We start from the raw sequence: 26403 nt of genomic DNA, 5'->3' as shown, positions 1-26403 counted from the left end.
GGTGGGGCGCTGCGGCGGTGGGTTCGCCGGTCGTGCCCAGTGCCTGCCGCAGCACGAGAACGGCCTGAGTGATCGCCCCGCGTGCCGCAGACGTCGACGAGAGCGGGGTGAGCACGACGAAATCGTGGATGACGCCCTCGTAGCGCGTCGCGGTTACCGCCACTCCTGCCGCACGCAGCTTGGCCGCGTACGCCTCGCCTTCGTCCCGTACGACGTCCGCCTCCGCGGTGATGACGAGCGTTGGCGGCAGTCCGGTGAGCTGCTCCTCGGTCGCCCGCAGCGGACTCACGGTGATCTCCGTACGCTGCGCGTCACCGGGGACGTACTGGTCCCAGAACCACCGCATCGCGTCCCGCCGCAGGAAGTAGCCTTCCGCGAATCGGTGGTAGGAGTCGGTGTCGAAGTTGGCATCGGTGACCGGACAGAACAGCACCTGCTGGACGAAGCTCACGTCCCCGCGCTCCTTGGCCAGCAGCGTCAGCGCCGCACTCAGATTACCGCCCGCCGAGTCCCCCGCGATGGCCATACGCATGGGGTCGATGCCGTGGTCGGCTCCTCGGTGCGCCGCCCACCGGGCGACGGCGTAGCACTCCTCCAGCGCGACGGGGTAACGGACCTCCGGGGAGAGGGCGTACTCGGGGAAGACCGCGGCGGCCCCCGCACCGACCGAGAGTTCACGCACCAGTCGGTCGTGAGTGAGCGCACTGCCGAAGACCCAGCCCGGGCCGTGGATGTACAGGATGGCGGGCAGCGCGCCGACGGCCCCCTTGGGGCGGACGATACGGACTGCGACACTGCCGTTCGGTCCGCCCGAGACCGCGATCCACCTCTCGTCCACTTCGGGCATGCCCGCCTGCCGAGACCGCCCTTCCTGCCCACCGTGCGTGCCTTGCACGGCAGGTGTCGCCTCTGCCGCCCGTACCGCTTCCGCCGTCCCTGCCGTCTGCATTCTCTGCATGGCTTTGCGGCCTTCCACCGGCCCGAGATCCGTGAGGTACGGCGGCTCTGCGGTGGCTTCCGCGAACGCGCGGGCTTCCGGTTCGAGCGCTGGCTCCACAGGGATGGAGGACGAGTCGGACATCACACACTCCTTTACGGCGGTGGCGTCGGACTCGGAAGCTCAACGCCCGGTGCGCCTGCGCCGCGCAGCCGTGGAGGCGCACCTGGGTACCGGCGGAGGCGAAGATCACCTGCGATGGAAACACCGGCGCAGCCCCCAGTGCATCAGTCACATGACTGGGAAGTGCGGGCCTGCTGCCGCGCACAGCTGTCGTACTGACCGGCGTCGCCGGCTGTGGTGCAGCGATCCGGCGGGCGCGCAGGTCGGGCCGTCGCCAGGCAGGCGCCCGGCTGGGAGAGGAGAGGCCGGGCGCCTGCGGGGGGGGGCTGGGCGTGGCGTTGGGGATCGCCGTGGCCCCGGGCCTGTGGTGGGTATGCGGACGCCGGCCGCGGCGTTGACCGGCATGTTGCGCAGGATGGCCTGCCGCGCCGAGGGCATCGGTCGTCAGGCAGACCAGCCCGTGGATGGCAACGGCGGCCAGATAAGCCAAAGGGAAGGCCCAACCCTCGGGCGTGAAGGCGTAAGGCACATCCAGCCCCATGATGAAGAAGCCGGTCATGGCAAGCGTCAGCAGCAGGCGCTCCTGCACCGCGTCGGGTCCCACCGCGTGGGTGACCTGGGTGACGAAGAAGACGAACACCAAGTCGAAGAAGCGCTCGGCCGGCGTCACACGGCCCTGGGGACTCTCTGAAATCCACAGCCACCTGGGAACGAGAGATCCCGGTCCGTTCGGTTCGTCTCACGAGCGGTTCGCTTTCCCTCAGCGGTACGAGCGGAGCTGATCGCTTCTTCGTGGGATCGGCGTGCCGACCGGGTGCGAGCCAGGGGCCCGCCCGTCCACGAACTGCGCGCCGCGGCCTCAAAAGGCGGACCGGCGATCCGGCAGCACGGGGCGTCTGAGCGGCGTCGGATCGCCCGACATGACCCTGAAGCGGTCACCTCATCCCTTCCGGTAACCGCGTGCCGCTCGTGCCAATCGATACCTATGCGGGAGTCAAGTCTGCCTGCCCCGCCATGGGCACCATACCTATGGGAACCGCTGACAGCCCGTTCCGGCATGGTCGGATGACGGATTACCCCCACGCCCGGCATGGCCAAACATGGATGTCGAAAGGGAACGCCGACCGGTTAGCAGAAATTCACGGCAAGCGCCTGAATGACGAAAGCGGTCGGCAATGAAGACACTATGTAAGGAGCTGGTCGCAGTGCCTGACATTTCGACCGAAGAGGCCCAGCGGGTTCTCTCGGCCGGTGTGCGAAGGGCAGCGGAAATGGCGCTGCCTGTGAACATCGCGGTGTTCGATACCGGTGCGAACCTCAAGACCTTCGTTCGTATGGACGGTGCCCTGCTGGGCTCCGCCGATATCGCGATGGGGAAGGCGCGCACGTCGGCGCTGTTCCAGCTGGACTCCGAAGCGCTCTTCGAATACTGCAAGCCGGGCGGTACGTCGTTCGGCCTGGAGAACAGCAACGGCGGACTGGTGGTCTTCGCCGGCGGCAAGCCGATTCGCAACGCCGAGGGCGTGGTCGTCGGGGCCGTGGGTGTGTCCGGGGGGTCGGTCGCCCAGGATGCCGAGATCGCCCAGGCGGCCGCTGCCGCGCTCGCTGCCGCGTCGGCCTGAGTTTCCGTCCCGGCCTGAGCTTCCGCCCCGGCTGGGGTGTGCCATGAACCGGTCCTGTCGATCGGTTTCTGAAAAATCACCACATACAAAAAACCAAGTAAAGGAATATGCATCATCATGAGCGGTAAGCGGATTCTGATCACGGGTGCCGGATCGGGTTTCGGTGAGGGTGCGGCCATCGGTCTGGCGAAGGAGGGTCACGACGTCATCGCCACGGCCCAGATCTACCCCCAGGTCGCGGCGCTCCGGCTGAAGGCGCGCGAACTCGGCCTGGACAACCTGCGGGTCGAGAAGCTGGACGTCCTGGACCCGTACGACGTCGCGGCCGCGCTGAAGTGGGACATCGACGTGCTCTTCAGCAACGCCGGTATCGGTGAGGCCGGTCCGGTCAGCGAGATCCCCGTCGGGCTGCTGCGGAAGAACTTCGAGACGAACGTGTTCGCCCCGCTCGAGCTCGCTCAGAAGTTCGCCCGCAAGTGGATCGACCAGGGCCGGCCGGGCAAGGTGGTCTTCACCTCCTCGATGGGCGGTCTGTTCACCCCGACCGGCTTCGGCCCCTACGTGTCGACCAAGCACGCGCTCGAGGCCCTCGCGGAGGCGCTCCGGGACGAGCTGCGCCCGCACAACATCAAGGTGCAGACCGTCAACCCCGGCGCCTACCTGACCGGTTTCAACGAGACCATGGCCGAGACGGCCTTCAGGTGGCTCGACGACGACAAGAACTTCAACAAGCGTGCCGACGTGCAGGCCGGGTTCGACTCGCTGCTCGGCACCGATGAAGGTCGCCTCGACCCCCAGGAGATGATCGACGCGATGGTGCGGATCGTGCCCAGCGACACGGGCAAGTTCCGCAACGTGGTGCCGGGCTTCGTCGAGGACATGCTGAAGAAGTCCCAGACCGAGGCCTGGGACATCACCATCTAGGTGTTCCGTCCACGGAGATCGCCCTGACGCGGATCTCCTCCGAGGCACCTTGAAACGGCTGAGGGCCTTCTGGCGCGGTGCGGATTCCCACATCCGCGGCGGTGACCGGAAGGCCCTCATGCCGTCCCACCTGATGCCCTGACACGGGGCACTTCCCACTGGATGCCCGGATGGCGCATCCCGCCGCTGTCGACGCCGCGCCGGGTGCGCCTCCTGGGCTGTTGAACGGAGAGAGTGTGACAACCATAGGCTCGACCGTGACGAAAAGGCGGAGCGAGGACGACGTTCCGTTGATCACCGCGTCACCGGCCTTGACCGGCGCCCTTCAGCAGGTGCTCGTCGATCTGATCGAGCTGCACCTGCAGGGCAAGCAGGCACACTGGAATGTCGTAGGTCGCACCTTCCGTGACCTGCATCTGCAACTCGACGACATCGTCGACACGGCCAGGGAGGCGGCCGATACGGTCGCCGAGCGCATACGCGCACTCGGCCCCGCCGTGGACGGACGTTCCGACATGGTCGCCGCGACCACGACGCTTCCCGCCTTCCCCGGCGGAGAGCAGGACACGGCAACCGTGGCCTCCCTGCTCGACACCCGCCTCCGTGCTACAGCGGCGACGCTCAGGCAGGCACGTGACGAGGTGGACGCGGAAGATCCGCCGACCGCCGACCTCCTGCACGCGATCATCGGCGACCTGGAAAAGCACGCATGGATGATGCGGGCGGAGAACCGTTAAGAGGTCGTCTCATTTGGCGTGTTCGATCGTCTGGCATCGTGGGCATCGTTGAGCGTCCGGTGCCGGATGAGTTGTGGGAGCTGTTCGAGTGGGTGGTGCCGCCTGCTCCCTCGCGGGGGGAGCTGACGGGCGCGAACCTACACGACGGCCAAGCTCTAAGGAGATCGCTGGCCGCCTGCACCTGAGCGCCCGCACGGATGGGTGCGCGGCCTGTACATGGAGTTCACCCAGGTGAACCGCGACCCGGAACTGCAGCGGGTCTCGGTCTGCGTCATGAGCGGAGCATTGTCTCTGCTCTCGTTCCAGCAGAAGGGTGGGTCACCGGGCTTCCACCAGGGGCGCGGCGATGTCCGCTGCCTGCAGCAGCGGACCCGGCCGGCGAACCGGCTTTGCTGTGGCTTGTGGCCGAACAGCTCGGGATCGGCATCGACGCCTCTGCTCCTGCCGTGGCCGCAGGCATGCTCACGATCGACGCTTGAGTCAGGTTTATCCGATGGCTCGGTCGGCGGTCTACTGGGCGGCATCCGCAGAAGAGCGGCGCAGCACGCAGCGCGCGCTGTCGAGAATGACGGATCCAGCGGCGGATCCCGACCCAGCCGTGCCTGGCATACGGCGCAAGGTGTCATGGCACGGGCGGTGGAGGACGAAGGGTTGATGGCGCATCGTCTACCGGGCGGCGTTCCAGCCCGACGTTGGTGAAAGCCTCCTGGGCTTCTACGGTGTGCCCACTCCGTCAGAGCCCCAGGCCCTGGCCACCGAGAGCCAGCAGGCACTGGCCGAGAGGTCCGATGCGGTACGCCAAATGCCCGGCGGCCACACACCGTTCCTGTCGAAGCCGGCGGAGTTGGCCGCCCTGCTGACGGGCATCGCCCTGTCTTTCTACGGCTGATTCCGGGCTGCCCGATCACTGCACCGTTGGGCAAGTTCATCTCGTGGCTCGGGCCGTCGCGTGACGGCATCGAGGGCCCCCGCCTGTGCGCGGATCCTGTCCGTGATCGAGGAGTGCCTGCGTGGCGGCGTGACATGTACCGAACTCAGCGTGGAGCAGATCGCATCCAGTGGGCCGCCATGTAGCACGGCCTTACACCCGTCGAGTGCTGTTGTCGGTCCGGTCCGGACCGACAGAGGCAGGCGGTCCGACGACCTTGGGAGTGCTTGCGTTGGCGACAGATTCCCGGTCGTGAGGCTCGTCGGCCGTCGGAAGTCAGTGAGGTCACCTCATAAGGAGGATGTGGCCGACGACAGCGGGATGTGGCCAGCTGTCAGGTGCCGTCGGCATCGCGGTCACCTGTCGCGCGGTCGCGCAGGGCCCGACAATGTCTGCTTCCCTCTTTGGGCAGCACGTTGGACAGGATGTCCAATCGATCTTATGATTCGGCAGTGGATGCGGGACTGACTGCCCTCTTCCTCCAGGAACGAGCCCCGGCCGGTGTGCTGTCCCCCGTGGCCCCGGCCGGGGCTCATCGCCACGACACCGGCGTACCGACGCCCACAACCCGGAGTTCATCGCGGCATGGGGGGAACGGCGGTCGGTGTCAGGTGTTCTCCGCCTGGAACATCCAGTGCTGCTTCTCCAGGTCCGCGGTGATGGAGATGGGCAGGTCCTGGGTGACCGGGTCGGCCTCTGCGGTGTTCGTGACCCGCTCCCGCATCCGGACGACAACCTGCGCCAAGGACTCTACGACTGCGGCTACCGCATCGCTGTCCCTTACCCAACCAGCCGGGTAACCGGGCAGGTTGCTGCGGGCGGCGATGGTCCCGCCCGTCCGCCGGGCGTGATGCCGAGTGCGGCAGCCCGCTCGGCGACAGCGTCGGAGAACTCTCGGGCGCCCGTCACGACCTCGTCGAGTTGCCGCCGATGAACTTGCCGCCGGTGAAGCGACTGGCAGGCATCGAACGGGGCGCGCTCAGGGGAAGGCTTGAGCCTCTCCGGGTACTGGGCCGGAGCGGCGCAAGACGTTGAATGTGTGCTTGGCGAGTCGGTGCCGGAATTCGGCGTCGAGGGAAATAGGGTTCGGCTGGACTGGCCGTCTCTCGTCCAGGTACTGGCCGGCCCACCTATTGGTGTACAGGGCAGCGTTCACAACATTGTGGGCTCCGCGCACGACCGAATCACCGCGTATATCGAACATGGCGTGCAACAGATCAGTGCTGATGACTCCCGGGTGCACACTTACGGTGTCCGGCTGGGGCTGCGGAGCCTGCTCGACCAGCCAGCGAGCGTGCGCCACCAACGCCAGCTTGGAGCGTGCGTACGCGATCGTGGCGCTGTAGTCGGAGCGCTCGAGATTGAGGTCGTCCGGGTCGAGCGTAGCGAAAAGATGGGTCGACGAAGCGACATGGACTACTCGGCCGCCGGATGCGAGGAGCGACGGGGTGAGAAGTTCGGTGAGCAGGACGGCCGCTAGGTAGTTCGTCTGTAGAGTCGCTTCATTGCCGTCCTGGCTGAGCCGACGCCGCGGTGCTCCCGGACGGCCTGCGTTGTTGATGAGTACGTCGACCCGATCCGTGATCTTCGAGATCTCGGAGGCAAGCGCGCGCACCATGGCCAGGCTGTCGAAGTCAGCCTGTACGTATTGCACCTCTCCTGCGCCGGAAGCGCGGAGCTCCTGCAATTGCCGAATTACTTCTTGTGGCCTTTGCGGTCCATGCAGGATCAATTGAGTCGTATGCGGAGCCAGCAGACGGGCGGCGGCTTGCCCAATGCCGCTGGTAGCGCCGGTGAGCACCACCGTCATGTCGTGTCTTCTCGGCTGAGCGAGCCGCCCTGTTGCACTCACTGTTTCTCTCATGCGACCTGTTCCTGGTCGAGGAAGTCGGTGGACTTCGGCAGCTCGCTCCCCAAGCGGCGGTCTCCGCATCCAAGGCGGTGCGGGGGTCGGCGACAAGCCGGAGACATCTTCTCTCCTTGGAAACGAGGTCCGATGACGAGCGCACAGGCGCGCCGAACGCAGTGCGCGTGAGCTTGATGACGTGCTCTCTGTGAGGCGGGGCAGCGCTGGTCAGAAGGGCGCTCAGGTATCGCCGAGCAGACGCTCCACCAGCAGCGGCTTGAATCGCGTGGCATGACGGCACTGTTCGAGGGATCGCCGGGGTCGTAATGGAACACCGCGCCGCAACCCTGGCGCGGGCCATCCCTGGGGACAGTCGTCACCTGTCCGGCGGGTACCGCCGACCCCGGGTCCGCTCCGTCGCGCGCCGGGTTGCTCAGCTCGGCCAAAGCGTCGCAGAGACGTTTCTTCTGTGTATTGCGCAGTGCTGGTGTGGGTGTGTCATCTGACGGATGCGCTGTCGTCGAGAAGACGCGGAGCGGCAGTCCGCATTGGCTGCTCTCGCACACGGCAACCGGAGACGGAAGCCGTGTCATGGTGAATGGAAGTGCCTGTACTGGCCAGTGGGAGGCCTGAGCCGCCCCGTCGATCGGCGACGATCTCGGCAACGATCGACAGGGCCGTCTCCTCGGGCGTGGCCGCGCCGAGGTCGAGGCCGATCGGCGATCGCAACCGGGCCAGCTGGTGATCGGTTACCCCTGCTGCGCGCAGGCGCCGTATGCGGTCCTCGTGGGTGCGCCGGGACCCCATGGCCCCGACATAGGAAACCGGCAGCTTCAGCGCCTGTTGCAGGAGCGGTATGTCGAACTTGGCATCGTGCGTGAGCACACACAGCACTGTTCGGTTGTCGAGGCGAGTGGCTGCCAGGTAGCGGTGAGGCCAGTCGACGACCACTTCGTCCGCCTGGGGGAAACGCGCCTTGGTCGCGAATACCGGTCGGGCATCGCAGACGGTCACGTGGTAGCCGAGGAATTTGCCGAGCCGTACGAGCGCTGCCGCGAAGTCGATTGCTCCGAAGACGATCAGGCGGGGGGCCGGGGCACTGGATTCGACCAGCAGTGTCAGCGGGCGACCGCAGTAGGAGCCCTCCTCGCCGATCACGACTGTCCCGGTGCGCCCGAGTTCCAGCATCGCCCGAGCCCTGGCTGCTGCGGTGCGATCCAGCTGGGGCTGGTCTCCGAGCGTTCCCTCATACGACCCGTCGGAGTGGACTGTCAGCGCGCGACCGAGCCGTTCGGCCGGTCCGTCGACAACACGAGCCAGCGCAACCGTCTCCTGTGAGCGTGCGGCGGACAACGCGGCAGCGAGGACGTCCCGGTCCGGATTACCGGCACGGACCGGCGCGACCAGGATGTCGATGACCCCGCCACACGTGAGGCCGACGGCGAAGGCGTCCTCGTCGCTGTACCCGAACTGCTGCAGGACGGTCTCACCGTCTTTCAGCGCCTGCTGACACAGGTCGTACACCGCGCCTTCCACACAGCCGCCGGAGACCGAGCCGATGGCAGTGCCGTCGCCGTCCACGGCAAGGGCGGCGCCAGGCGCACGGGGTGCGCTACCGCTGACCGCGACCACGGTGGCGACGGCGAAGTCATGGCCTTGCTCAAGCAACTGGCACAGCTCTCGTGCGATGTCCAGCATGGGTTTCTCCCCGGCCTACGGCGGTGCGATACGGCGCCGGACGGTGGCGCCGGCGACGGCTCCGCGGCTCACGGCCGCGGAGCCGGTCTTCAGAGCATGAGCTGGTCGATGGTGATCGGAAGGGAGCGGAGGCGGCGTCCGGTGGCATGGAAGACGGCGTTGCCGATGGCCGCGGCCAGGCCGACCAGACCGACCTCACCGACTCCCTTGGTTCCGACCGCGGTTGCCCGGTCGGGACCGCCGACGAACAGCACCTCCATGTCGGGAACATCCGCGTTCACCGGCATCAGGTAGTCGCCGAACGTGGCGTTGGCGATGCGGCCGGTGACCGCGTCGGTGGCCGTCTCCTCGAACATCGCCTGGCTGATGCCGCCCACCGTGCCGCCGATGATCTGGCTGGTGGCGGTCTTCTCGTTGAGGATGCGACCGCCGTCGATCGCGGAGACCACCCGGGCCACCCGCAGCAGGCCCAGTTCCGGGTCGATGCGCACCTCGACGAACTTGGCTCCGAAGGCGCCGGAGAGCGCCATCCCCAGCTCCTCGGCCTGCGGGGGAGTGCTCCGGCCGTCGGCGCTGAGTTCTTCAAGGCCGTGACGGGTCAGGATCTCCGTGTAGGTCTCCCCCCGTGCGGGATCACCGATGCGGTGGACGCGCCCGTCGGTGACGGTCACGTCGTCGAGCGCGGCTCCGTGCAGCGGGGATTCGGTGTCGTCGCGCACGACGTCGAGGAATTCCTGCACCAGGCGTCGGCACGCGGCGTGGACGGCGTTGGCGAGAGCCCCGGTGAGGCCGGAGCCGCCGGCCTGGGGGGAGTAGGGCATGTCGGAGTCGCCGAGGCCGAACCGCACCCGGGCGACGTCGAGTCCCAGAAGCTCGGCCGCCAGCTGGGTCATGACCGTGTAGGTGCCGGTTCCGATGTCGGTGGCGGCGCTGCGCACGTATGCCGAGCCGTCGTGGCGCACCGAGGCGCGGGCCTGGCACGGCACTTGGTAGAACGGGTAGGAGACGCCGGCCAGGCCGTAGCCGACGAGCCAGCGGCCGTCGCGCATGGAGCCCGGTTCCGGGGTACGGCGCGACCAGCCGAACCGCTCGGCGCCCTCGAGATAGCACTCCCGCAAGGCCTTGCTCGACCAAGGCAGGCCGAGCAGCGGGTTCTCCTCTGCGTAGTTGCGCAGGCGGATCTCGAGGGGGTCCATACCGATGGCGTGGGCGACTTCGTCGATGGCGGACTCGAGAGCGAAGTTGCCCTGGCCCTCGGCTGGCGCGCGCATGGAGCCCGGGCAGGGGATGTTCAGCCGGGCCTGCCGGTCGCGGGTCAGCACGTTGGGGCAGGCGTAGGAGACGGCAGATCCGAAGGAGACCGGTTCGTAGTCGTCGTCCTCCATCGCGACCGACGAGATGCCGTGATGCTCGATGGCGACGAGGTCCCCGCCCCGGGTGGCACCGATCTTGATCTGCTGGACGCTGTTGGGCCGGTGCCCCACGGAGGTGAACATCTCCGGCCGGGTCAGGACCAGCTTGACCGGGCGCTTGACCTCGCGGGCGGCCAGCACGGTCAGGATGACGTGGGACCACACCCGCAGGCCGGCGCCGAAGCCGCCGCCGACAAAGGGGGCGAGCACGCGGATGCCGCTCTCGGGGACCTTGAAGATCGTGGCCAGCGAGGTACGCACGTTGTGCGGCCACTGGGTGGAGTCGTGCACGGTGAGCGCGTCCCCGTGCCAGTACGCGACGGTGGCCATCAGGCCGAGCGGGTTGTTGGTGTTGTCGGGGGTGGTGTAGGTGCCCTCGACAACGACATCGGACTGGGCGAATCCGGCGTTGACATCTCCGCGCTCGGTGTCCAGCCCCCAGGGGTTCTCGACGATCTCGGCACGCGGGTCGTCGACGTCGAGCAGGGCCTCGGCAGCCTCGTACTCGACGCGTACCAGCCGTGCGGCGTGCCGGGCCTGCTCGGCGCTCTCGGCCACCACGATCGCGATGTGCTGCCCGTAGTGCAGGACGCGGTCGTCCTGCAGCGGAGCCGGAGGCGATCCGCCCAGCAGTGTCATCGGGCCGCGTTCCAGCTTCGGCGCGTTCAGGTGGGTGATGACGGTCAGCACACCCGGCGCCGCCAGGGCCTCGGCTACGTCGATGCTGCGGATGCGCCCCGCGGCGATGGTGCTGCCCACCAGGGCGGCGTGCGCCATAGCGGGGAAGGAGAAGTCGTTGGGGTACTGAGCCGATCCGGTCACCTTCAGCGGGGCGTCCACGCGGTCCAGGCCCGCCCCCACGACCGTGCCGGTTTCGAGAGTCGTCATGACAGCACTCCTGCGACAGTCTCCAGCGTGCGCACGAGGGTGCGCTTGGCCAACTCCACCTTGAACGCGGTGCCGGGCAGCGGCCTGGCCTCCGCGAGGGCCGCCTCCGCCGCGCCGCGGAAGACGTCGGCATCCGCGCGGGCCCCTCGCAGGACGTCCTCGGCGTCCCACGCGCGCCAGGGGATGGTGCCGACCCCGCCCAGCGCCACGCGCGCCTCTTGAACGACACCATCCTCGATCACCAGAGCCACGCCGGCCGAGGCCAGCGCGAACTCGTAGGAGACACGGTCACGGACCTTGATGTAGTGAGACCGCGCTCCTTCGGCAAGCAGCGGGATCTCGATCGCCGTGATCAGCTCACCGTGCCGCAGCACGTTCTCCACGTGCGGCGTGTCGCCCGGCGGCAGGTAGAACTCGGTCAGGGGAATCGACCGTGGGCCGTCCGTGCCCTGGACGTGGACGATCGTGTCGAGCGCGGTCAGCGGTACCGCGACGTCCGAGGCGTGCAGGGCGATGCAGTGGTCGCTGGTGCCGAGGATGGCGTGCATCCGCTGGATTCCCGTGATGGCGGCGCACCCCGAGCCCGGGTTGCGCTTGTTGCAGGCGAGGACGGTGGGGTCTCTGAAGTACCGGCACCGGGCTCGCTGCAGCAGGTTTCCGCCGATGGTGGCCATGTTGCGCAGCTGGGTCGAGGCGCCCAGCAGCAGGGCCTCTCGTACGAACGGCAGCCGCTCTCTCACGACGGGATCGGCGGCCAGTTCCTCCATCGTCGTCAGCGCGCCGACCCGGATCGCCGAGTCTGTGTGCGTGATGCCGCCGAGGGGCAGGCGGGTGATGTCGATGAGCCGTTCGGGGTTCAGAACCCCGTCCTTCATCAGATCCAGCTGCGTGGTGCCGCCGGCCAGGAACGACGCGTTCGGATCAGCGCTGACCACGGCCACGGCCTGGTCTGCGTCGGTGGCCCGGGCGTATGCGAAGGGGTGCATCATCAACCTTCCGTTGTCACTTCGCGAATCGCCGCGCGAATGTTCGGGTAAGCGCCACAGCGGCAGATGTTGCCGCTCATGAACTCACGGATGTCCTCGTCCGAGTTCGCGCGTCCTTCGGCGATGAGGCAGACCGCCGACATGATCTGCCCCGGCGTGCAGTAGCCGCACTGGAACGCGTCATGCCGGGCGAACGCCGCCTGCATGGGGTGCAGCTCGCCGTCGACCGATAGCCCTTCGACGGTGGTGATCTCACGCCCCTCGTACTGCGCCGCCAGCGCCAGACACGACACCACACGCTTCCCGTCGACCATGACCGTGCAGGCCCCGCACGCACCCTGATCGCACCCCTTCTTGGCCCCGTTCAGGCCCAGATGGTCACGCAGCGCGTCGAGCAGCGTGACCCGCGCATCGAGCCGGAGCCGGTGGAGTATGCCGTTCACATTCAGGGTGACGTCGACCTGGGGCACTTCCGGCGGTGCCTGTCCGGCCGACCGTGCCTCGGTTTCCACATGCTTCATGGCGCCTCAATTCTGAGTTTCCGGAGGGTTACTGGCCAGGCAAGGGAAATTGTTTGATTCCGGCCCTGCAGTCAGATGTCGCTGCTCAGCAAAAGTCACTCCGCCACCTCGTACAATCATGCCACTGAAGAGAAATAGCCGCCGTGTGCCTATGCGTGTGGGGTCTGTTCACGGTTCTGGTGCTCGACGCGCCAGCAAATCGAACACGCGTCGGCGTCGTCCCAGGTCGTGGAGGTGGCAAGAAGTCGGCGACCCGGCGCCACGAGTCTGTTCAAGAGACGCACGCCGCACCCCGCCGCACTGTCGCAGGCCGAACGCGTCCACGTCCGCAGGATCCGCTCAGGGGCATCCCGCCAGGGACGCTACGGATGCGAGTTCGTATAGGCAGCGGGATCCTGTCCTGTAATACGCATTCCCGCCGCACCCTACCTCCGCGCGAGGCAGTCCCGATGATCGACGACCTCTCAGCCTCGATGCACCGAGTGCTGCCACACCCTGTGTGTCAACGCCGACGCCCGGTTTTCCTCGAGCACCTGCTCCTCGCCCGCCGTCACACCACCGACCCTCCGGACAGATCTAAAGGCGTCCCGCCATTTCCACCACCAGTCCCATCAGTCCCGGCAGTCCCACCAGTACCGCAGAAGTCAGAACGCGCCTCGGACTGCCTCTTGAACAGAGCCGACGTCCGACTAGAAACGCCTGTGGAGAGCACCCGCTCGACCTCGCCCGAGAGAGTTGGCATGCCTGTAGTTGATGACATAACCGTCAGGCGCGGAAGGGGCGCATTTGTCCCTGGGGCGGCCACGACCCTAGGTACGCCAGTACCCCCCCTCGCTGACACGCGGCGGCCCCAATGAGCCGCAACACGATGCTCAAAGATTTCCTGCGCTCACGCCGTGCCCGGGTGACACCCGGGGAGGCGGGTCTGCCGCTCGGGCCTGGAGCACGCCGTGTGCCCGGCCTTCGGCGGGAAGAGGTGGCCGACCTCGCCGGCATCAGCGTGGACTACTACGTCCGCTTCGAGCAGGGCCGTTGCCCCAACGTGTCAGACGCGTTGTTGGACTCGGTCGCCAGGATTCTGCGCCTCACCCCTGTCGAGCGAATTTACTTGTACGAGATCGCCCGGACGTCTGCCACCCACGCACCCGGGTGTGCCGACGGCCAGCAGATCAGCGCCGGACTACGCCTGCTGCTCGAGAACCTTTCCACCCCGGCGTTCGTCATCGGACGGCTACTCGACCTCCTCGCCATGAACGAGCCCGCGCACGCGCTGTTCCGCGGCTTGGGAGCCCGCGGAAACTACCTGCGCTGGCTGATCCTCGACGCTCCGGGCGAGGCACCGGACGCGGACTGGAACGTCGCAGCCCACGAGGCAATCGCCATGCTGCGCTTCGACGCCGCCCGCCATCCATACGATCCAGCCGTCGCCGCGCTCGTCGACGAGCTCACGGCGGTGAGTTCCGAATTCCGCCGAATCTGGGCCACCCATGAGGTTGAGCTCAGGAACGGCCGACGTCGCTACCGCCATCCTCTTGTCGGCGAGATCGTGCTCCACAGCGAACGCCTCCACATTCCGAACGAACCTGATCAGACGCTCTTCACCCACAGCATCGTCCCGGGCTCGCCCTCCGACGCAGGCCTTCGCCGGCTCACCCGTACCGCTGATCCGGCCATCGCCACGAGTGCCGTGAGAACGGCCACGTCTGCCTCCCGGGGGACCGACTCCGTGGTCGGCCGGCCGAGCGGCCCCCGTTCCGCGTCAGCCGCGCCACGGCTGGTGCCTGCGCCGCCGAGCGAGAGCCGGGAGACGCGAGCGGTGCCGCTGCCGGCCTCGAGCGCGGCGGCGACCGACACCACTGACCTCGACTTACCGTGCCCAGGCCGGTGACGCAGTGATCAACGGAAAATCGTCCTCACGGAGCCTTCGGGGCATGGCCGATCCGCTGGTTGTCGCGCTCTCGTTGTTCAACAGCCCCAGACCTCTGGGGGAAATTCGCCCCTGCCGGGGCCTGAGGAAATGCGGGATGAGGGCCTTCCGGTCTCCGCTGTCGTCGATCTCCGTGGACGGAAAACCCGGATGGTGATGTCCCATGCCTCGGCCTGGCTCTGCTTCACCATCTTCTCGATGAACTCCGGTACCACGTTGCAGAAATAGCTCGTGTCGCTGGGCACGATCCGCACCATCGCGTCGATCACCCGGTGAGGTCGAGGCGACCGTGGTCATTGCCGAGCAGCGAGTCGAACCCAACCGGCACGCCGATCTCACGCAGAAACGATCAGTTAATCTGGATGCCGCCAACTGCCAGGAGACCTTTGCCCTCAGCCATGGCGAGCAGGGTCAGGCGCACTGTGGCGTTTCTGCCGCCTCTTTCGATCGCGGGATCCGCCACCGGGTGCCCCGGCGGACGGCTGTCCGCTCGCACCGATGAGGAAAAGCGAACCGCCCATGAGAAGAAACGAACGGAATGAGACTTCTCTCGTTCCCAGGCGACTGTGGATTTCAGAGAGTACCCAGGGCCGTGTGACGCCGGTCGAGCTCTTCTTCGACTTGGTGTTCGTCTTCTTCGTCACCCAGGTCACCCACGCGGTGGAGAGCCATCCCGGGTGGGTGGGCCTCCTCAAGGGACTGTTCCCGATGGTCATCGTGTGGTGGATGTTCAGCGGGTTCGGATGGCTCACCAACGCGGTGCGGCCCGACGCGGTGCAGGTGCGCCTGCTGCTGATGCTTGCCATGACCGGCTTCTTCATCATGGGGCTGGATGTGCCTTACGCCTTCACGCCCGAGGGTTGGGCCTTCCCCTTGGCGTATCTGGCCGTCGTTGCCATCCACGGGATCGTCTATCTGACCGCCAATGTCCCGTCGGCGCGGCAGGCCATCCTGCGCAACATGCCGTTCAACGCCGCGGCCGGCATTCTCGTACTCGTCGCCCCTCACCTTCCGGAAGCATGGGGCTGGGTGTGCTGGGCCGCCGCAGTGCTGGTCCTGTACCTCTCGCCCTTCCTGGGCCGCATCCGCGGCTTCGTCCTCGAGCCGCACCACTTCGTGGAGCGGCATGCGCTGCTGCTGATGGTGGTTCTGGGCGAGTCGGTGGTCGCCATCGGGATCGGCGCCGAGGGATCGGAGAGCCACGCGGTGGATGCACCCCTGGCGCTCGGCGTGGTGTTGGGAATCGCCGTGGCGTCGGGCCTGTGGTGGGTGTACTTCGACGGGGACGAAAGCCGGGCCGACGCCGAGTTCGAGAAGGCCACCGAGCACCGTCGCCAAATGCTCGCCTACTACGCATTCACCGGCGGACACCTCGTGATGATCGTCGGCATCATCCTGGTCGCCGCGGGGATCACCGACGCCATCCACCACTTCGATGGTCATGCGCACCGGTGGTGGCTGGGCTGCGGCACAGCCTTGTTCCTCTTGGGCCACGCGGCCTACCGGGGCCTGCTGGGAAGCGGACGGATCGCCGACCGCGTGGTCGGAGCGGTGTGCGCGGTGCCGCTGGGAGCGACGGCGTCCATCGCCGGCTGGATCGGTATGACCATGGTTGTGGTCGTCCTGACGGCCATCGCCACCGTCGACCACCGCCTGGCGTCACAAAGGACCCAAGCCTCTGAGACGACCCTGAGTACTGGCTGACACACGACTACGCCGGGACTCCACCATGGGGACCACTGCGCTCGGTGGCGTGAGATGCACCCATAGTCCTCAGCTTTCACTCGCCGTAGAACTCGGTGCGCCCTCAGTGTCCTCCGAGACGCTCGCGCGCGGCATCGGAGCCCACTGCTGGTCGTGGATTCGTTGAGCTGCTCAACCAAGTCCGAGGGGCGCGACTCCTCACCGAATCTGCTGGGTGCCCTCATAGAGCAGGCGGGAGCAGGCGGCGGGAGGCGTTGCCGAACATGTGAGGAGCGTATAGACGGACAGCGTTGGGGAGCAGGGTGTCGCACACCCTGCTCCCCAAGTGTCTCGGCCCGGCCGTCCCGCTGATGCGCTACGCCCCGTCGTTGGATTCCCCCGCCGAAGGTGCTGCCCCGGGCCGCCGGAGGGATCCTGCCGCCTCCGTCGGCCGAGCCGGGAGCTCGGTAGCGGCCCAGCCCGCCAGGTAGGTGAGGGCCTGCGCGCTCGGCGAGTGCGGTTCCGCCGTGTAGACGAGCAGGCTCTGGTCAGTGGAGCCCCGCACATCCAACACTTGGAAGTCCAGGCTCAGTTCCCCGGCGATCGCGTGGACGAACTCCTTGCGGCCATGCCGCTGCGCCCGGACCCTGTGGTCGGACCACCATCGGCGGAAGTCGGGGTCCTTCAAGGACAGTTCCCCGACGAGACGGGCGAGTTCGGGATCGTTCGGGTAACGGCCGGCGTCCATGCGGAGGTAGGCGACACACTCCTGGGCCACTTGCTCCCAGTTCGCGTACAGCCCCCGGACCTCGGGATCGAGGAAGGTGAGCCAGATGTGGTTGCGCCGCTTGGCCGGCAGCCTGGAGTAGTCGGTGAACAGCGCGGCGCTCAGTTTGTTCCACGCCAGGATGTCCATACGGCGGCCCAGCACGAGTGCCGGGACATTCACCATGCTGTCCAGGAGGACCTGGGTGGCATGCGATACCTGCTGATTTCTCGGTGTGACCGGCTTCGCCCGGTCGGAGATGCCGGCTTCGGCCGCACACCGCAGCAGGTACTCCTCCTCGTCGGGCCGCAGCTCGAGGGCCCGGGCCAGGGCACTGAGGATGGCGGGCGACGCGGACTTCACGCGGCCTTGTTCCAGCCTCACGATGTAGTCCACGCTGACGCCGGCCAGCGAGGCGAGTTCCTCACGCCGCAGTCCCGGCACCCGGCGGTGCCCGGACGTGGGCAGCCCCACCTGCTCCGCACTGACCCGGGCGCGGCATGCGCGCAGGTACTCACCGAGTTCTGTCACGGCAGCCTCCTTCTCGTGTGACTCATGCGAGTCATACGGCGGGTCAGTTGGTGACCTTCGTGTCGTCATGGTCCGTGGACAGGGCCAGCTCCCGCCAGGTGTCGGTCTCCTCGCGAAGCTGAGCGATCTTACGGTCCATGGCCGAGGCGCAGTCGCTGCCGAGCTGGGCGCGCAGCGGCGGGTTGGCGGCGTCGGCAAGGGCGAGGATGGCCGTGGCCCCCTTGACCGGGTCACCGGGCTGAGCGTGATTGAGCCCGGGGACAGCCTGGCGCACCGCGCCGGCGGTCTCGGCGTAGTCGGAGATGATTCGGCCCTCTGTGAGCAGGCTGGTGGCGTCGAGGAAGTCGGTCCGGAAATATCCCGGCTCGACAATCGTGACCTGGATACCCAGCGGCGCCAGTTCGGCGCGCATCGCCTCGGACAGGCCCTCCACGGCGAACTTGGTCGAGCAGTAGACGCCGAAGCCCGCCACGCTCTCGAAGCCCCCGATGGAACTCAGGTTGAGAACGCGGCCCGAACGCTGCCGGCGCATGACCGGCAGTACGGCGCGGGTGACGTTGGCCAGACCGAACACGTTGGTGTCGTAGACCGAGCGGAACGCGGCATCGGTGGTTTCCTCCACCGCGCCCAGCACACCGCGTCCTGCGTTGTTGACCAGGACGTCGATCGTCCCGAACTTCTCCACGGCTGCCTCGACAGCCTCACGGGCCTGCGCCTCGTCGGTGACGTCCAGGGCGACAGCGAGCAGACTGTCCCCGTACTGGGAGAGCGCGTCCTGCACGTCCTGAGGCCTGCGGGCCGTCGCCACGACCTTGTCGCCCCGCTCCAGTGCCTGGCGCGCGATCTCCAGGCCGAAACCGCGGGACGCACCAGTGATGAACCAAGTGGCCATGCCACTACCTCTCATTCGTTTGATTTTAGGAAAATCGGGTTGGATGTAGCTATTGCTTCCGGAGCTCGGCCCGGCCCGGGCGGACAGCAATGACCCCTGCTGCTACGGCCAGCAGTGCCACGAGCAGTCCGAACCCCGAGAAGGCGGCCGCGACGCCGAACCGGGAAGCGGCGGCGCCCAGAACGACCACCGGCACACTCACCGCCAGGTAGGCCAGGGCGAAGAACCCCGGCAGGAGCTGGGGGTAGCCCTTGGCGACCATCGCCGCCGTCACAGTGCTCGTGGACCCCATGAAGGTCAGGCCGAAGCCCGCCCCGGTGATCGCCGCACCGAAGAAGAACAACAGGGTGTGGGCGGTGTCGTAGCCGATCACGGACACCCCGACCCCGGCGACGAGCAGCGCGCACCCCGTCACCGATGCCGCCCGGTCCCCGAGCCTGCGCAGCAGCATCGGAGCGATGCCGCCGCAGCCCTGCACCACGAGGATGACCAGCGAGGACAGTGCCCTGTCGGTGGTGTGCAGCAGGCCGGCGACCAGGTCGACACCCAGTGCCAGGTACAGGCCGACGACCGCCCAGCCGGCCGTCACGATGGGGGCCACCCGCAGCAGGATCCCCCGTGGCTCCGCACCCAGCCGCAGCACCCGGGGGCGCCAGAGCCTGAGCCGTTCGGGCGCGATCTGCCAGGCGGGAATCGCCCGCACCAGGGCAAGTCCACCGACGGACAGGACGGTCAGCACGACGAACGGGGTGACCAGCGGTGGGGGAGCGAACTGAACGGCGAGGCCGGAGAACACCGCGCCCAGCGCGATGCCTGTCGAGGTCGCCGCGCTGTTGGCCGCCGCCGCGGCCCTGTGACTGCGATCCCGGTGAAGATCGGCCAGGGCCGAGCCCGCGCTGCTGGTGAGCAACCCGACCCCGACGCCCTGGATCAGGCGAGCCAGGCACAGCGCCCACGCCCCCGTGGCCAGGAGGAATGTCAGGAAGCTGGCGACGATGGTGGCCAGCGCCACCACGATCGTCCGCTGAGTACCCAGGTGCTCGCTCAGGTCCCCGGCGAACAGCAGGGTCAGGATCGCGCCGACGGCGTAGCAGGCGTAGACGACCGTCGAAGTGGTCGTTCCGAAGTGCCATTGCTGCTGGTAGAGACCGTACAGCGGAGACGGCGCGCTGCTGGCGGCCATGACCACGAAGACGATCGCGACCACGGTCTTGAAGTGCCAGGGGCGGTGTTGCCGGTGATACTGGGCGGTAGGGCGCCGGTGCCCCCGGAGCTCGGGGACAGCCGACTTGTCGGCGATCATCAGTCTTGCCATCTTTCGACGGGAATCCGGCGTCGGCGGCAGAGGTGGCTTTCCTCTGCGAAGGGCGCCTTGCGGGATCCATCGTCGTGGCGGAGTACCTGGGCATACAGGGAGGCCTTTTCCTGGGCAGCCGTCCCTAGGAAAGCCAGTACCAGGCAGACGAGCAGGCTGCTCCAGGGCTACCCGCCGAGCATCCCCAGTTTCCGCAGCTCCTGGCGCAGCAGCGGGGTCAGCGCCTCGGCGTAGGGATCCGCCACATGGCTCTCGTCGCGGTAGCCGAACGTGTCGCCTACGACCCGGGCGCACCTGCCCGACCCCGGGCACAGCCAGGGCTCCGGGTCGACCACGGCGGCACCGGCACGGCGGGCGCCCTGCCGGTTGGCCTACCGGCGGGTGGGCTCCTTGATCGCGTCGCGCTGGTCCTGCTCGCAGTCTTGCAGCTGCAGCGGGTAACTCGACACGTACTCGACGGCATCGTTTCTTCGGCCACGGATTGTCGAGCAAGCGCGAGCCAGACGCCCCAGGCCAGCAGCTGCAGCGGGAAGCGTGCGGGGGTGGACGAGAGTTGCTGCCGGTGGCGGTATGAGCTACGGACGCAGCTCGCGCCGCTGCACAGAATCAGGGCTGCGCCGCCGACCCAGAGGGGCAGGGCGAGGAGAAGGGTGACCCCTTCCGGCCGATCCCGCACCCGTGGCGCCGACCGCGGGCCACGGAGCCGGCGCCCGACACACCGAGCGGAGGGATCTGGACCTCGCGGGCGAGCGGTGAGGTCGGCCGAGCAGCGGGCTTCGTCGAGCACCTCGGCGCCGAACTCCCGGAGACCTGGGCCCAGTCCCTCTATCCAGAAGGCGCGGCCCGTCAACCGGCGGTGAGCGTCTGCTCCGGCAGGCCCAGGTGTCGGCCGAACGCGTCGCGGCCGTGGTCCGTCAGCCGTACGACGCGAGCGCCCTCGGCCGGGACGAGCCAGGACTGGTCGAGCGCGTGGCGGAAGAGGCCCGCCGCCACGGCGCCCGCCAGATGCAGACGCCGCTCGGTCCAGTCCAGGCAGGTGCGTACATGGGGTGTGGTTCCCGCGGGGATGCCCAGGTCCCCGAGCCAGGCGGTGCCGGACGGGGTGAGGGACGGGCCGAACTCCCAGTCCAGGAAGCCCCGTTCGGTCATCGCGTCAGTGAGGGCGACGGACAGGGAGCCGCCGAGGTGGTCGTAGCAGACGCGGGCGAAGGCCACGGCGCGGTGCCGGCGGGCGGCGGCGAGCGAGCGGACCGGGACCGGCCGGCGCGGCGCGCGGGCCGCCAGGGCCTCGATCATCTCGGCGATGCCGGGGTCCGCCAGGCGCACATGGCGGTGCCGGCCCGCGCGCTCCTCGGTCAGCAGCCCGCCGGCCACCAGCCGGTTGAGGTGGCTGGTGGCCGTGGACGGCGCGACGCCGGCCAGCCGCCCGAGTTCCGTCGCCGTCCAGGCGCGGCCGTCGAGCAGCGCGAGGCAGAAGGCGGCACGGGTGCGGTCGGCGAGCAGCGCCGCCAGGGAGGCGAGATCCGGTTCCCGGGCGTGGTCGCCGGGTTCGCCGGTGTGGCTGCCGGGTTCCCGGGCGTGGTCGTCGGGGTTGCCGGTGTGGCTGCCGGGTTCCCGGGCACGGCCGTCGGGCTCCTGGGCGTGGTTGCCGGGTTGCCGGGTGCGGGCGTCGGGCTCCTGGAGGCGGGCGTCGGGCTTCCGGGCGTAGCCGCCGGGCTCCTGGGGGAGGGCGTAGTGCTCCGGGCCGGGGGCGTCGGGCTTCCGCGCGTGGCCGCCGGGCCCCTGGGCATCGTCGTCTGGGCTGGTCACCCCGCCATTGTCGGGTGACGACAGTTCGACGCACAGCGAAACGTCGGGCGCCTAGCGTCGGCGGCATGACGACTGACACCCACCGGGTCATCCGGCCCAGCATCCTCTACTTCGGTACCCCCGTGGTCCTGTTGACCACCGAGAACGACGACGGCACGGTCAACCTCGCCCCCATCTCCTCGGCCTGGGCGCTGGGGCGGTACGTCGTGCTGGGGCTGGGCAGCGAGAGCCGGACCGTGCGCAACCTCGCCGAGCGGCCGGAGCTGGTGATCAACATCGCCTCGCCGGAGCTGTGGGAGCGGGTGGAGCGCCTCGCGCCGCTCACCGGCGCCCATCCGGTGCCGGAGAGCAAGCGAGCGGTGTACCGGTACGAGCCCGACAAGTTCGCCGCCGCCGGGCTCACCCCCGCCCCTTCCGATCTCGTGAAGCCGCCCCGGGTCGCCGAGTGCGGTCTCCAGCTGGAGGCGCGCGTGCGGGCACTGACGCCCGGCGGAGAGGGGCTCTTCTTCGGCGTCGAGTGCGAGGTGCTGCGCGTCCACGCGGACGAACGCATCGTCGTGCCGGGCACGCAGCACATCGACCCCGCGGTCTGGAGCCCGCTCATCTACAACTTCCGCCACTACCACGGGCTCACCCCGGAGCTGGGTCACGGCTTCCGCTCGGAGACCGCACGGAAGGCGGCGGGGGTCCGGTGAGGAGTTAGGTATGTTGGATTAGGTATGTTGACATAGGTATATGGGAGTACTTATGGTGGGTGCTCGCGGGCTCCGCCCCGCGCCGGCAGCTGCCCGAGCGGCTGCGCGAGCACCCGCGTGAGCACCCACCCGGACACCACGAGAACAGGCACCTCCCACCCATGCCCTCCCCCTCCCTGCCCGTCTCCGCCCCGCCCACCGCGTCCCCGCCCACGGACGCGCCCCGCGGCGGGCGGGGCAACCCTTGGCTGACGCTCACAGCCGTCGCCTTCGGGCTGTTCATGGTCGGTCTCGACGGTTCCGTCGTCTCCATCGCCAACCCGGAGATCGGCCGGGACCTGAACGCCACCACCGCCGACCTGCAGTGGGTGACCAACTCCTATCTCCTCGCGCTCGCCGCCGCCCTGATCCTCGGCGGCAAGCTCGGCGACCGCTTCGGGCGGCGCACCTTCTACCTGATCGGCGTCGCCGGATTCACCGTCGCGTCCGTCGCCATCGGACTCGCCGGTTCCATCGAGGGCGTCATCGCCTTCCGCGCCGTACAGGGCTTCTTCGGCGCACTGCTGATGCCCAACACCCTCGCGCTGCTGCGCGCGGTGTTCCCGCCGCGGAAGTTCGGGATGGCGGTCGGCATCTGGGGCATGGTGTCCTCGGTCTCCACCGCCCTCGGCCCCATCGTCGGCGGGCTGCTGGTCCAGCACGTCACCTGGGAGTCCGTCTTCTATCTCAACGCCCCCATCGGTGTCCTCGCGCTCGTCTTCAGCGCCCTCGTGCTGCCGCAGAGCAGGAACACCGCCGCCGCGGAGGAGAAGTTCGACATCGTCGGGGTCGTCCTGCTCGCACTCGGCCTGCTCGCCGTCGTCTTCGGCGTCGTCAAGGGCGAGACCTGGGGCTGGACTTCGGCCGGCACGCTGGGCGCCATCGCCGCGGGTGTGCTGGTCCTGCTGGTCTTCGGCCGGTACGAGACCCGCGTCGCGCACCCGCTGCTGCCGATGCGCCTCTTCCGCAACCCGGCCCTGGCGATCGGCACCGTCATCACCGCGCTGAACTTCTTCGTCCTGCTCGGTGTGATCTTCTTCGTCATGCTCTATCTGCAGAACGTGCGCGGCTTCACCCCCGTCGAGGCGGGTGTCCGCACCCTGCCGCTGAGCCTGGCCTCGGTGGTCGCCTCCCCGCTGGGCGCCAAGCTGACGGAGCGGTTCGGGCCCCGGCTGACCATGCCGCTCGGCATGGTCCTCCAGGCCGCCGCCGCCTTCACCCTGCTCACCTGGGGCGCCGACTCCTCGTACGCCACGATGTGGCCGCCCTTCATCGCCCTCGGCCTGGGCGTCGGCATGGTGATGTCCGCCTCCTCCGAGGCGATCGTCGGCAACGCCCCGGTCCGGGACGGCGGTGTGGCGGGCGGCCTGCAGGCCACGTCCCTCCAGGTCGGCGGCGCGCTGGGCACCTCCGTCCTCGTCTCGCTCATCAGCGGGCGCGTCGGCTCCACCCTCACCGGCGCCCTGACCGACGCGGGCGTCCCGGCGCCTCTGGCCCACGGCCTCGGCGAGGCCAAGGACGCCGTGGCGATGGGCGTCGCGCCCGTCTCCGACGACATGCCGGCCCGGGTGGCGACCGCGGTCGTCGAGGGCAGCCACACCGCGTTCATGACCGGTGTGCACACCGCCGCCCTGGTCACCGGCGTACTGACCGTCCTCGGCGCCGTGGTCGCGGCGCTCGGGGTGCGCGGCCGGCCCGCCGCCGAGGCGGGGACGCCGACTACCGCGGGCTGACCGACTACCGGGGGCTGACCGGCCGCCGCGGGCTGATCGACCGCCGCGGGCTGACCGGCCGGCGCGGGCTGACCGGCCGGCGTCCGGCAGGGCCGGCGCGAGTCCCGCGCGGGGGCCTCCGGCAGGCCCGAGCGGGGCACGCGGCCGATCCGCCCCGGGGCACGTGGCCGATCCGCCCAGGGCGCGCGGCCGATCCGCCCGGGGCACGTGGCCGATCCGCCCGGGGCGCGCGGCCGATCCGCCCGGGGCGCGCGGCCGATCCGCCTGGGGCGCGCGGCCGATGCGCCCGGGGCACGTGGCCGATCCGGTGGGCGTCCAACTTCCTTGTACGGTCGTCGGATTGACGCCAACGAGCAACACGGCGTCGGTCGTCCCCCGGTCGGGTGGCATCGCCGTGGAAACCGCCGGAAAGCGCCTCGTGCCGACGGCCCACTCGCGATCATGCGGCGGTGACTGCCGAACACCACCGACCCGCCCGCCTCCGCCGGCTCCCGCTGACGGCCGGTCTCGGCGCGCTGGGCCTGCTGCCGCTGCTGTCCGCGCTGCCCGCCTCCGCCCAGCCGGCCGAGGCCCGCACCGCTCCCGCCCGGCCCGCCGAGGCCATCACCGCCTCCGACGACCTGCCGACCGCGCCCCTGCCGCGCACCGCCGCCGAGCTCCGCACGGACGTCCATCTGCGCACCATCCGCGACGACCCGCGGGCGCTGCGCGAGTTCTTCGAGCGCCTGCCCAAGGGCGGCGAGCTGCACAACCACCTGTCCGGCGCGGTCCGGACCGAGTATCTGATCCGGCTGGCCGCCGAGGACGGCCTGTGCATCGAGACCGCGACGACCACCGCCGTGCCCCCGCCCTGCGGACCGGGCACCCGGCCCGCCGCTGACGCCCGCACGGACCGGGCCTTCCACGACACGATCCTGCGCGCCTGGTCCATGCAGGACTTCCCGCCGGACGGCAACGGCCACGACCACTTCTTCGCCACCTTCGGCAAGTTCGGCGAGGTGACCTGGCGGCACCCGGGCAAACTGCTCGCCCAGGTCGCCGACGACGTGACCCGCCACAACCAGTTCTACCTGGAGACCATGGCCACCCCGGCCTCCGAGGGCGCCAAGCGGCTCGCCGCCGAGGTCGGCTGGGACGACGACCTGGCCGCGCTGCACCGCAGGCTGACCGCGGACGGCAAGCTGGACGGCCTGGTGGCCGAGGCCCGCAAGGAGGCCGACACCGCCACCGCCGAGTTCCGCACCGAGGCCCGCTGCGACACCGACCGCCCCCGCCCGGCCTGCGAGCTGCCGGTGCGCTGGATCTCCCAGGTCTCCCGCAACAGCGCCCGGGAGCGGGTCTTCGTCCAGATGGCCCTCGCGATGCGGCTCGCCGAACGCGACCCGCGGTTCGTCGCCGTCAACCTCGTCCAGCCCGAGGACGGAGAGACCGCGCTGCGCGACTACCGCCTCCACATGCGCATGCTCGCCTTCCTGCGCGATGCGTACCCCCGCGCCCACGTCACCCTGCACGCGGGCGAGTTGTGGCCGGGCCTGGTCAAGCCGGAGGACCTGGCCTTCCACATCAAGGAGGCCGTGACCGTGGCCGGCGCCGAACGCATCGGCCACGGCGTCGATCTGGTCCACGAGGACGACTGGCGGGCCACCGCCCGCACCATGGCGGCCCGCGAGATCGCGGTGGAGGTGCCGTTCACCAGCAACGCCCAGATCCTCGGCGTCAAGGGCGCCGACCACCCCTTCCGGACGTACCGGGCCTACGGCGTGCCCGTGGTGCTGGCCACCGACGACCCCGGGGTCTCCCGGATCGACATCAGTCACGAGTACCGGTACGCCGCCGAGACCTACGGCCTGTCCTACCCCCAGCTGAAGGACCTGGCCCGGGCCTCCCTGGAGTACGCCTTCCTGCCCGGCGGCAGCCTGTGGCGCGGCAACCCCACCGCGCAGGGCTACCGGCCCGTCGACGCCTGCCGCGGGGAACGCCTCGGCACGTCCACACCGGGCCGTGCCTGCCGCGCCCTGCTGGACACCAGTCCCAAGGCGGCCGTCCAGTGGCGCCAGGAAGCCGCCTTCACCGCCTTCGAGGCGGCCTTCCGCTCCGGCCGCTGACCCGGAGGACCCTCCGGAACAGGCCCGGCAGCGCCGCCCCCGGCCGCGAGGCCGGGCCTGTTCACGGCCGCTCGTCGAAGGTGACGACGACTTCAGTCAAGCAAGCATCGCTTCAAGTCCATGTGCGGGCGGTGACGTAGTCCCCGCCGAGCAGTCAAGGGGGGCGGGCGGTGGTGAAGTCCCCGGCGGAGTGGAGCGCGGCCCTGAAGGGTGCGGAGGGAGCGGGGAAGGGGCTCGGTCGCCGTGTCCGTCGTAGACCGCTTCCGACCAGCTCTGATCGTTCCCT

General features: G+C 69.1%; 20 protein-coding genes and 2 pseudogenes. 10 read left to right on the top strand and 12 right to left on the bottom strand.

Annotated features, from left to right (window positions below; translation table 11 throughout):
- Positions 1–31: 31 nt before the first annotated feature.
- A pseudogene (locus ACZ42A_RS04810) lies at positions 32–1081 on the bottom strand (alpha/beta hydrolase); the annotation flags it as partial.
- Positions 1082–1433: 352 nt separating this feature from the next.
- On the opposite strand from ACZ42A_RS04810, the gene ACZ42A_RS04805 reads away from it, so the two are divergent.
- The 5 genes from ACZ42A_RS04805 (at position 1434) to ACZ42A_RS04785 (ending at position 5232) form a co-directional block, all read left to right on the top strand.
- The gene (locus tag ACZ42A_RS04805; protein WP_468525681.1) at positions 1434–1751 is read left to right on the top strand and encodes a hypothetical protein; all 318 of its coding nucleotides are present in this window, start codon (positions 1434–1436) and stop codon (positions 1749–1751) included.
- A 514-nt stretch (positions 1752–2265) separates the two neighbouring features.
- Positions 2266–2682 (top strand): GlcG/HbpS family heme-binding protein, encoded by a 417-nt coding sequence (locus ACZ42A_RS04800; protein ID WP_443309013.1) that lies wholly within the window; start codon positions 2266–2268, stop codon positions 2680–2682.
- A gap of 117 nt (positions 2683–2799) precedes the next feature.
- Positions 2800–3606, top strand: coding sequence for an SDR family oxidoreductase (locus ACZ42A_RS04795; protein ID WP_365473284.1), 807 nt, complete (start codon positions 2800–2802; stop codon positions 3604–3606).
- Positions 3607–3776: 170 nt separating this feature from the next.
- Complete coding sequence (locus tag ACZ42A_RS04790) at positions 3777–4343, top strand: Dps family protein (RefSeq protein ID WP_468525680.1); 567 nt, start codon at positions 3777–3779, stop codon at positions 4341–4343.
- Between the two features lie 721 nt (positions 4344–5064).
- Positions 5065–5232, top strand: a complete 168-nt coding sequence (locus ACZ42A_RS04785) for a hypothetical protein (RefSeq protein WP_468525679.1) — start codon at positions 5065–5067, stop codon at positions 5230–5232.
- Positions 5233–5878: 646 nt separating this feature from the next.
- Here ACZ42A_RS04785 and ACZ42A_RS04780 read toward each other — a convergent pair.
- The 6 genes and pseudogenes from ACZ42A_RS04780 to ACZ42A_RS04755 all read right to left on the bottom strand — a co-directional run.
- Positions 5879–6213: pseudogene (locus ACZ42A_RS04780) on the bottom strand (Dps family protein); the annotation flags it as partial.
- A 37-nt stretch (positions 6214–6250) separates the two neighbouring features.
- Positions 6251–7081 (bottom strand): SDR family NAD(P)-dependent oxidoreductase, encoded by an 831-nt coding sequence (locus ACZ42A_RS04775; protein ID WP_468525678.1) that lies wholly within the window; start codon positions 7079–7081, stop codon positions 6251–6253.
- Positions 7082–7615: 534 nt separating this feature from the next.
- The gene (locus tag ACZ42A_RS04770; RefSeq protein ID WP_468525677.1) at positions 7616–8815 is read right to left on the bottom strand and encodes an XdhC family protein; all 1200 of its coding nucleotides are present in this window, start codon (positions 8813–8815) and stop codon (positions 7616–7618) included.
- Positions 8816–8904: 89 nt separating this feature from the next.
- Positions 8905–11115, bottom strand: coding sequence for a xanthine dehydrogenase family protein molybdopterin-binding subunit (locus tag ACZ42A_RS04765; RefSeq protein ID WP_468525676.1), 2211 nt, complete (start codon positions 11113–11115; stop codon positions 8905–8907).
- Positions 11112–12101: an FAD binding domain-containing protein gene (locus tag ACZ42A_RS04760; RefSeq protein WP_468526139.1), complete on the bottom strand. Its 990-nt coding sequence runs from the start codon at positions 12099–12101 to the stop codon at positions 11112–11114. The genes ACZ42A_RS04765 and ACZ42A_RS04760 overlap by 4 nt, the downstream gene beginning before the upstream one ends.
- 2 nt (positions 12102–12103) lie before the next feature.
- Positions 12104–12622 carry a (2Fe-2S)-binding protein gene (locus tag ACZ42A_RS04755; protein ID WP_468525675.1) on the bottom strand — a complete coding sequence of 173 codons (519 nt, stop codon included), beginning with the start codon at positions 12620–12622 and terminating at the stop codon, positions 12104–12106.
- A gap of 853 nt (positions 12623–13475) precedes the next feature.
- Here ACZ42A_RS04755 and ACZ42A_RS04750 point away from each other — a divergent pair.
- On the top strand, positions 13476–14510 hold the full coding sequence (locus tag ACZ42A_RS04750; RefSeq protein ID WP_468525674.1) for a helix-turn-helix domain-containing protein: 1035 nt from the start codon (positions 13476–13478) through the stop codon (positions 14508–14510).
- A 633-nt stretch (positions 14511–15143) separates the two neighbouring features.
- Positions 15144–16253, top strand: a complete 1110-nt coding sequence (locus tag ACZ42A_RS04745) for a low temperature requirement protein A (protein ID WP_468525673.1) — start codon at positions 15144–15146, stop codon at positions 16251–16253.
- Positions 16254–16608: 355 nt separating this feature from the next.
- On the opposite strand, the gene ACZ42A_RS04740 is transcribed toward ACZ42A_RS04745, so the two are convergent.
- The 5 genes from ACZ42A_RS04740 to ACZ42A_RS04720 form a co-directional block, all read right to left on the bottom strand.
- Complete coding sequence (locus tag ACZ42A_RS04740) at positions 16609–17529, bottom strand: helix-turn-helix domain-containing protein (protein WP_468525672.1); 921 nt, start codon at positions 17527–17529, stop codon at positions 16609–16611.
- Between the two features lie 43 nt (positions 17530–17572).
- Entirely contained in the window at positions 17573–18421 is an 849-nt protein-coding gene (locus tag ACZ42A_RS04735) for an oxidoreductase (protein ID WP_468525671.1), read from the bottom strand.
- Positions 18422–18470: 49 nt separating this feature from the next.
- A complete protein-coding gene (locus ACZ42A_RS04730) occupies positions 18471–19736 on the bottom strand; it encodes an MFS transporter (protein ID WP_468525670.1) in 1266 nt (421 codons plus the stop codon).
- Positions 19737–19903: 167 nt separating this feature from the next.
- Complete coding sequence (locus ACZ42A_RS04725; RefSeq protein WP_468525669.1) at positions 19904–20071, bottom strand: hypothetical protein; 168 nt, start codon at positions 20069–20071, stop codon at positions 19904–19906.
- 511 nt (positions 20072–20582) lie between these two features.
- The gene (locus tag ACZ42A_RS04720) at positions 20583–21248 is read right to left on the bottom strand and encodes an ArsR/SmtB family transcription factor (protein ID WP_468526138.1); all 666 of its coding nucleotides are present in this window, start codon (positions 21246–21248) and stop codon (positions 20583–20585) included.
- A gap of 362 nt (positions 21249–21610) precedes the next feature.
- Here ACZ42A_RS04720 and ACZ42A_RS04715 point away from each other — a divergent pair, with 362 nt between their 5' ends.
- The 3 genes from ACZ42A_RS04715 (at position 21611) to ACZ42A_RS04705 (ending at position 26117) form a co-directional block, all read left to right on the top strand.
- The gene (locus ACZ42A_RS04715; RefSeq protein WP_468525668.1) at positions 21611–22240 is read left to right on the top strand and encodes a flavin reductase family protein; all 630 of its coding nucleotides are present in this window, start codon (positions 21611–21613) and stop codon (positions 22238–22240) included.
- Positions 22241–22401: 161 nt separating this feature from the next.
- Positions 22402–24012 (top strand): MFS transporter, encoded by a 1611-nt coding sequence (locus ACZ42A_RS04710; RefSeq protein ID WP_468525667.1) that lies wholly within the window; start codon positions 22402–22404, stop codon positions 24010–24012.
- Positions 24013–24461: 449 nt separating this feature from the next.
- Positions 24462–26117, top strand: a complete 1656-nt coding sequence (locus ACZ42A_RS04705; protein ID WP_468525666.1) for an adenosine deaminase family protein — start codon at positions 24462–24464, stop codon at positions 26115–26117.
- Positions 26118–26403 lie beyond the last annotated feature (286 nt).

The organism is Streptomyces sp. NPDC030838 (genome assembly GCF_055572035.1).
This window is presented reverse-complemented; position numbering and strand designations above follow the sequence as displayed.